Annotated in this window: 4 protein-coding genes; all 4 read right to left on the reverse strand. The window is 71.5% G+C overall.

Going from position 1 to position 6001, the window contains the following annotated elements; genetic code table 11:
- Positions 1–176: 176 nt before the first annotated feature.
- The 4 genes from P1P70_RS38820 to P1P70_RS38835 all read right to left on the reverse strand — a co-directional run bounded on the left by P1P70_RS38820 (position 177) and on the right by P1P70_RS38835 (position 5602).
- The gene (locus P1P70_RS38820) at positions 177–1403 is read right to left on the reverse strand and encodes a phosphodiester glycosidase family protein (RefSeq protein WP_413471648.1); all 1227 of its coding nucleotides are present in this window, start codon (positions 1401–1403) and stop codon (positions 177–179) included.
- Positions 1404–1459: 56 nt separating this feature from the next.
- Positions 1460–1834, reverse strand: a complete 375-nt coding sequence (locus tag P1P70_RS38825) for a DUF779 domain-containing protein (RefSeq protein ID WP_319246174.1) — start codon at positions 1832–1834, stop codon at positions 1460–1462.
- 46 nt (positions 1835–1880) lie between these two features.
- Positions 1881–3353, reverse strand: coding sequence for an alginate lyase family protein (locus P1P70_RS38830; protein WP_319246180.1), 1473 nt, complete (start codon positions 3351–3353; stop codon positions 1881–1883).
- Positions 3354–3547: 194 nt separating this feature from the next.
- Complete coding sequence (locus P1P70_RS38835; RefSeq protein WP_319246176.1) at positions 3548–5602, reverse strand: pectinesterase family protein; 2055 nt, start codon at positions 5600–5602, stop codon at positions 3548–3550.
- Positions 5603–6001: the final 399 nt, after the last annotated feature.

Genomic DNA, 6001 nt, shown 5'->3' on the forward strand with positions numbered 1-6001 from the left:
GGGGTCGGGTGTGCGTCGGCGGGTGCGGGTGCGTGGGGGTTCTCGCGCAGTTCCCCGCGCCCCTGAAAGCCCAGGCCCTGCGGGCCTGAAAAGCACGGGGCGCAGCCCCTGCTTTTCAGGGGCGCGGGGAACTGCGCGAGAAGCCCCACCGGGCCGGCAGCCGAAGAACGCGTCGGTCACGCCTTGGTGAACACACCGATGCCGTTCGGTACGGCTCGTTCCGTGCCGTCGGTCGGGTGGTTGCGGACTGTGACCGTGGTCGACCCCGGGGCGCGGGCCACGAGCGTGGAGGAGCCGCCGCCGTCCAGGCTGAACGCGTCGACCGAGCCCAAGCCCCGCATGGTGGTGGCGATTTCGGCGATGGTCAGCCCGGTGCGGTAGGCCGCGGCACCGTCCAGGGCGAGCAAGAGCAGGCGGCGACCCCCGTCGGCGACGCCCGCGGCCGTGCGGACCGCCGAGGTCGTGGCGTCGAGGCCGGGCAGCGGTTGGCCGCCCCGCAGGACCGGGTAGCCGCCGAGCGCGAAGGCGTACGGCGTGCCCGTCGAGGAGACGAGGAGGTGCCGCACCTCCACCGCGTCACCGGGTGCGAGCTTGCGCAGCTGCTGCGCGCCCGCCTCGCGCCCGACCAGGACGGTCGCGCCGGCGGCGATCGCCCCGCTGCCGGGGGTGCCCGCCGTACCGACCACACGGCCGTCCTCGACCAGCACCTCGTGCGTGTCGGTGCTGCACGGCGCCGCCCGGTCGGTGTCGGTGCCGCAGACCGCGCGCATCCGGGAGACGCTGCCCCAGTCCGAGGTGAACGCCCCCACGGAGCCGACCGGCAGGGCGTACTGGTTGAGGCCGCGCAGCGGGAGATCGCCCCCGGCGGTGGTGACGGAACCGTCGAGGGCGACGCTGTCGAGGCGGGCCGTACCGTCGGCGGTGACACCCAGTACGTCCGTGGTGCCGGTGCCCGGTGGCAGGGCCGGGCCGAAGCGCTGGCCCTTCGGTACGGCGGCCTTGAGCGCGTGTCCGGCGGCGATCGCGGGGCCGACCGGCGCCCCGGTGGCCGCGACGCCGGGGTGCTGGGTCTCGGTGATGTTGAAGAAGTCGCCGTTGACCCCGGCCACGGCACCCGCGGCGGTGGCGAGCCGGGAGACGGTCGCGCGCGAGGCCACCTTCCCCGGGTACAGCAGCCCGACGCCCACCTGGGGATGGCTCAGGTCGACGCTCAGCACATGGGCGTGTGTCACGCCCTTGGCCGCCTTGATGTCGAACTGGCTGTACTCCACGCCCGGTGCGACGACGACGGCCCTGGGCGCGCCACTGGCCGGTGCCGCCCCCGTGAGGGCCGCGCCGGCCAGCACGCTCCACGCCGAGAGAACCGTCAGTACCGTTCTGAACCGCCGAGCACGACGCGTCACGGTGCCCCCTGATCTCTCGTCAAATGTCCAGGACCCAGGGGAAGTGCACCAGACGACTACCGGCCGGGCGGGGGCTCGGCCTCGACGACGCGGGAACGGATGAGAAAACGCACCCCTTCGGGTGCTTCCAGGGAGAAGCCGCTGCCCCGGCCCGGCACGACGTCCACGATGAGCCGGGTATGACTCCAGGCCTCGTACTGGCTGCGGGACATCCAGAACCCGACCGCCTCGTCGACCCCGTCGACGGTCAGCTCCGCGAGGAGGACGTCCGAGTTCCCCGTACGGAACTCGCCGTCGGGGTAGCACATGGGGGCGCTGCCGTCGCAGCAGCCGCCCGACTGGTGGAACATCAACGGGCCGTGGGCCGCCCGCAGCCGCCGGACGAGATCGGCGGCCGCGGGGGTCAGCTCTACGCGCGGGACGACATCCATGGGCGCAGTGAACGCCTCGTCAGGTTGCGAGGACGTTGCGTGTCCCTCAGTTCTGCCGCCCGCCGCCGGAGCCGGTGCGGGTGCGGCGGCGCAGCAGGAGGAGGCCGCCCGTGAGGGCCGCGAGGCCGCCCGCGGCCGTCCAGGCCGGGAAGTCGGAGGTGCCTGTCGCGGCCAGGTCCTCGCCGCGGCCGCCCTGGGCGCTCGCGGAGGGGGAGGCGGACGACGCGCTCTTCTTCGTGCCGGTGCCGGTGCCGGTGCCGGAGCCGGAGTCCGCGTCCGTGGATGCCGACGGGGGCGCGCTCCCCTCGGCGGCCGTGGCCCGGTCCCGGGTGAACGCCAGCGTGCCGAAGCCCAGTTGGTCGTAGCCGCCGCTGTTGGGGCCGTAGTCGCCGCCACCGCCCTCGGGGGCCGCCTTGGCCGCAATGCGGGTGAGGTAGGAGGCGTCGAGGCCCCGCCGCCTGGTGTAGTGGTTGGCGATCATGGCCCAGATGGGGCGCGTCATGTTGGGGTCGACTCCGGCCGCGTCGGATGCCGTCTCCCTGCCCGACCAGCCGTGGACCGCGCCCTTCGCGCGGGTGTTGGCCGTGTAGGCGACCTCGCCGCCCATGGCCCACTTGGCCACGTACTGGGCGCCCTTGAGGAAGCGGTTGTCGTCGTAGCCGTACAGGTCGATGCCCTGGTTCCAGGCCATCTCGCAGAAGGTGCCCATCAGGCCGACGCCCAGCAGTGCGTGGCCCTGGTCGCGGCCCGCCTCCAGCCACTCGCCGAGGCCGTCGTCGTGCACGACCGGGATGGCCCTGCGGACCGCGCCGAGGCCCTCGCCGTTCTTGAAGTAGTCGACGGCACGGGCCACTTGGGCCTTGTCGTCGCAGAAGATGCCGGTGGCGAGGACGCAGGCCATGTTGGCGAGGTCCCAGTTGGGCCAGTAGTTGGTGATCACGGCGCCGTTGTGGCGGACCAGGAAGTCGTCGCTGAGCGGGGCGAAGACCTCGCTCAGCATCGTCTGGAAGCGGTCCAGCTCGAAGTCGCCGTGATCGCGGACGAGTTCGGCGGCGTTGGCGAACTGGTAGCCGTACAGGCCCGCCGCGAGGAAGCGGTCGGCGCTGCCCTGCACACTGGTCAGCGTCCCCGACCAGGCGTTGAGGATCTGCACGGCGGTGTCGGCGTGCGCGCTCTCGCCGGTGATGTGGTGGCGCAGGGCGTTCTGGTAGGCCGCGTGGATGTCCTTGTAGAGCGCGGCGTAGTTCTGGGGGGAGCCGCCGCCCCGGTAGACCGTGGCGGCCGGGCGGGGCGTCCAGGAGCTCTGTGCGTGGGCGTTGGCGGTCAGCTTCGCGAAGCCCGCCGCGTAGGGCGCGGCGCCGGCCTTCACCTTGGTCGCCATCCGGGCCAGGTCGGCCTCGGTGTGGAGCAGACCGGGGTGCGCGTACGCACCGCCCGCCGCCGCGGCCGGTGTCGCGGCCGCGCCCGTGCCGGCGCCGAGGCCCGCCGTGCCGGCGGCGGTTCCGGCGATCTTCAGCATGGTGCGGCGGCTGATCTGTGCTGTCACGGTGGAGGTCCTCGGGTCTCGGGTACGGGGGCGTAGCCCGTGCCCGCGTCGGCCCGCGCGGAGGAGCTACGAACAGGAGACGCACCCTGCCCCGGGGGATAACAGAAACCCGGGGCGGTGCGTCTCCCGCCGTGCTCGTGGTGCGTCTCCCGCCGTGTCCGGTGGGCTCAGGTGCCGGGCGTCCAGCCACCCAGCCAGTCGGCGACCTCCTGGTCGGCGGCCTGCGCGTCGGTCAGGTGCGGCCGGTCGGTGCTCGCGCGGCCCGCGCCCGGGCCCTTGTTCATGTACTCGGCGAAGCGGTCGTCCTTCCAGGAAAAGCCGCTCATGTCGGTCCACGGCGCGGTCCTGATGGCGGCGCTGAGCGTGGTGTTGCGGACCGTCGTCTGGGGGTCGAGGGACGCGTCGCCTCCCGCGTGCCAGGGGCGGCCGAGGTGGAAGCTCCGGTCGGAGACGTCACCGTTGACGGTGGAGTTGGTGATCAGGAAGCCCCTGCGGTTCGCGGCCGTGCTCGGGGCGGTGACATAACCGGCGGAGGTGCCGTTCCAGCGCTTCTTCAGGGTGATGACCGACCTGTCGACGACGGCCGTGGCCCTGCCGAAGATGAAGTCGACGTTGCCGACGACGTAGGAGTTCGTGACGTAGACCCGGCCCAGCCGGTCCTTCGCCGCGGTGTCGAGCAGCAGGGTGTCCTGGTCACCGGTGACGATGACGCCGTCGAGGACCACCTTGTCGGCCGCGGTGCGCAGCGCGACCGCCTGGTGGTCCTTGAGGGACTGGTTGGCGGCTTCGTCGAAGTCGTTGGAGATGGTCAGGTTGCGGGCCTGGAAGTCGTCCGCCTCCACGGCGACGGTGGCGCTGCCGCCGGTGCCGTAGGTGCCGCCGCCCGGCTTGGGTGTGCCCGCCGCGTTGTTGTAGACGATCACCGTGTCCTTGCGGCTGCCGCCCGAGCCCTGGATGGTGACGTGCGGCTTGTTGGACGGCACCTTGACGAGTTCCCGGTACGTGCCCGGCTTGACCGAGATCACCACCCGCGAGGGGTTGTTCGCGGGCACCGCGTCGACGGCCTTCTGCACGGTGGTGAACTGGCCGCTGCCGTCCTTGGCGACGGTGAGCGTGGTGGCCGCCGCGGCCTTGGCCGTCGCCGTCGTGCCGATGGAACTCCGGGGGCCCGCACCGGACTTCAGGAGCGCGGGCACGTCGGCGGCCTTGTCGAGGGTGTAGCCGTAGTGCTTCTTCGGGTCGAAGGCCGTGCCGCCGCTCTCGTTGCGGCCCGAGGTGCCGGAGAAGACGTTGCCGCGCTGGACCAGGGCGGCCGTCGCGTCCTTGGTGACGGGATTCCTCAGGCCCTGGAAATAGCTGTTCTCCAGCACCATCTTCGTGTTGCCGCGCGCGTAGTTGCCGTACGAGGAGGTGATGTCCGTCCCCGAGACGTCCTCCAGGAAGTTGTTGTACAGGTGCGCGTGCGCCACGTTGTCGGTGGAGGGGTTGCGCTGCTCGGTCTCGCGGAACCAGTTGTGGTGGATCGTCAGGTCGGCGGTGGTGTTGGTGGTCCAGCCGATGCCGAAGGTCTTGTTGTTCTGGCTCAGCTTGTTCCAGGAGACCGTGACGTAGGTGGTGTCCTTGCGGCTGTCGATCAGACCGTCCGCCATGTGCCGCAGGTCGTTGTGGTCGATCCAGACGTGGTGGGCGCCGTCCATCTGGATCGCGTCGAAGTCGTGGTCCTTGTCGTTCCAGGTGCCCTGGTAGGCGTCCCGGATCGTCAGATTGCGGATGATGACGTTGTGGACGCCGGAGCCGAGGAAGAAGCCGCCGCCCACGATGTGGCCCGAGGTGCCGGAGCCGACGATCGTCTTGTCGGAGGCGACCCTGATCTCCTTGCCCACCGGGTTCATGTTGATCGTGGCCGCCACGACGATGACGTAGGGCTCGGCGGCGGTCGCGTACTTCTCCAGGTCGGCCAGGGTCCGCACGGTGACCGTCTTCCCGTTCCGGCCGCCGTAGGTCCCGTTCTGGCCCAGCGCGTTCACCGAGGCGAAGCCGTCGGCGGTCTCGGTGGCCCAGCCGGCGGTCGCGGCGGCCGCGCGCGGCTGCGCGGCGTCGCCGAAGACGCCGAAGACCGTGCCGTAGGCCATGGTCCCGGCGGCGGCCAGGGCCAGGGGGACACCGGCCACGAGCGCCGTCTTCCGTCTGCGGTGGCGGGCCTTGCCGTGGTTGTCGCTCACGCGTCGCTTCCGTTCCGTGCGGGGGATGGTCGTCAACCGAGCAGTTGCCGCAGGATGGGCAGAGGTTGCCGTGATCCTGTGTGAATTTCGGTCGGAGGAAGGGGACTTCCGACCGGAGATGATGGTGGCCGGGAATCGACCCCCGGGTCGAGGGGGGAACGGTTCAGTTCGCCCGGGCGCGCCTGCGGCGGCCGTTGACACGTGTGCGCAGGTCAGGCCGGGGCTGTCACAGCAGCACATCGATTTCGTTGTTCACTTGACTACCGGGCGTCACACGCGATTGGCTCCGCCCAGCGAAAGTCGGCCAGTCATCGCACGTCATCGCGGTGATGGCGGCGACTCCGTTCTCTCCAGACGTCCCACCCCGGTCGCACAGCGAGGTGCCGCGCCCCCATGAAC

Origin of the sequence: Streptomyces sp. MB09-02B (genome assembly GCF_033794485.1) — a bacterium.
Lineage (GTDB): Bacteria > Actinomycetota > Actinomycetes > Streptomycetales > Streptomycetaceae > Streptomyces.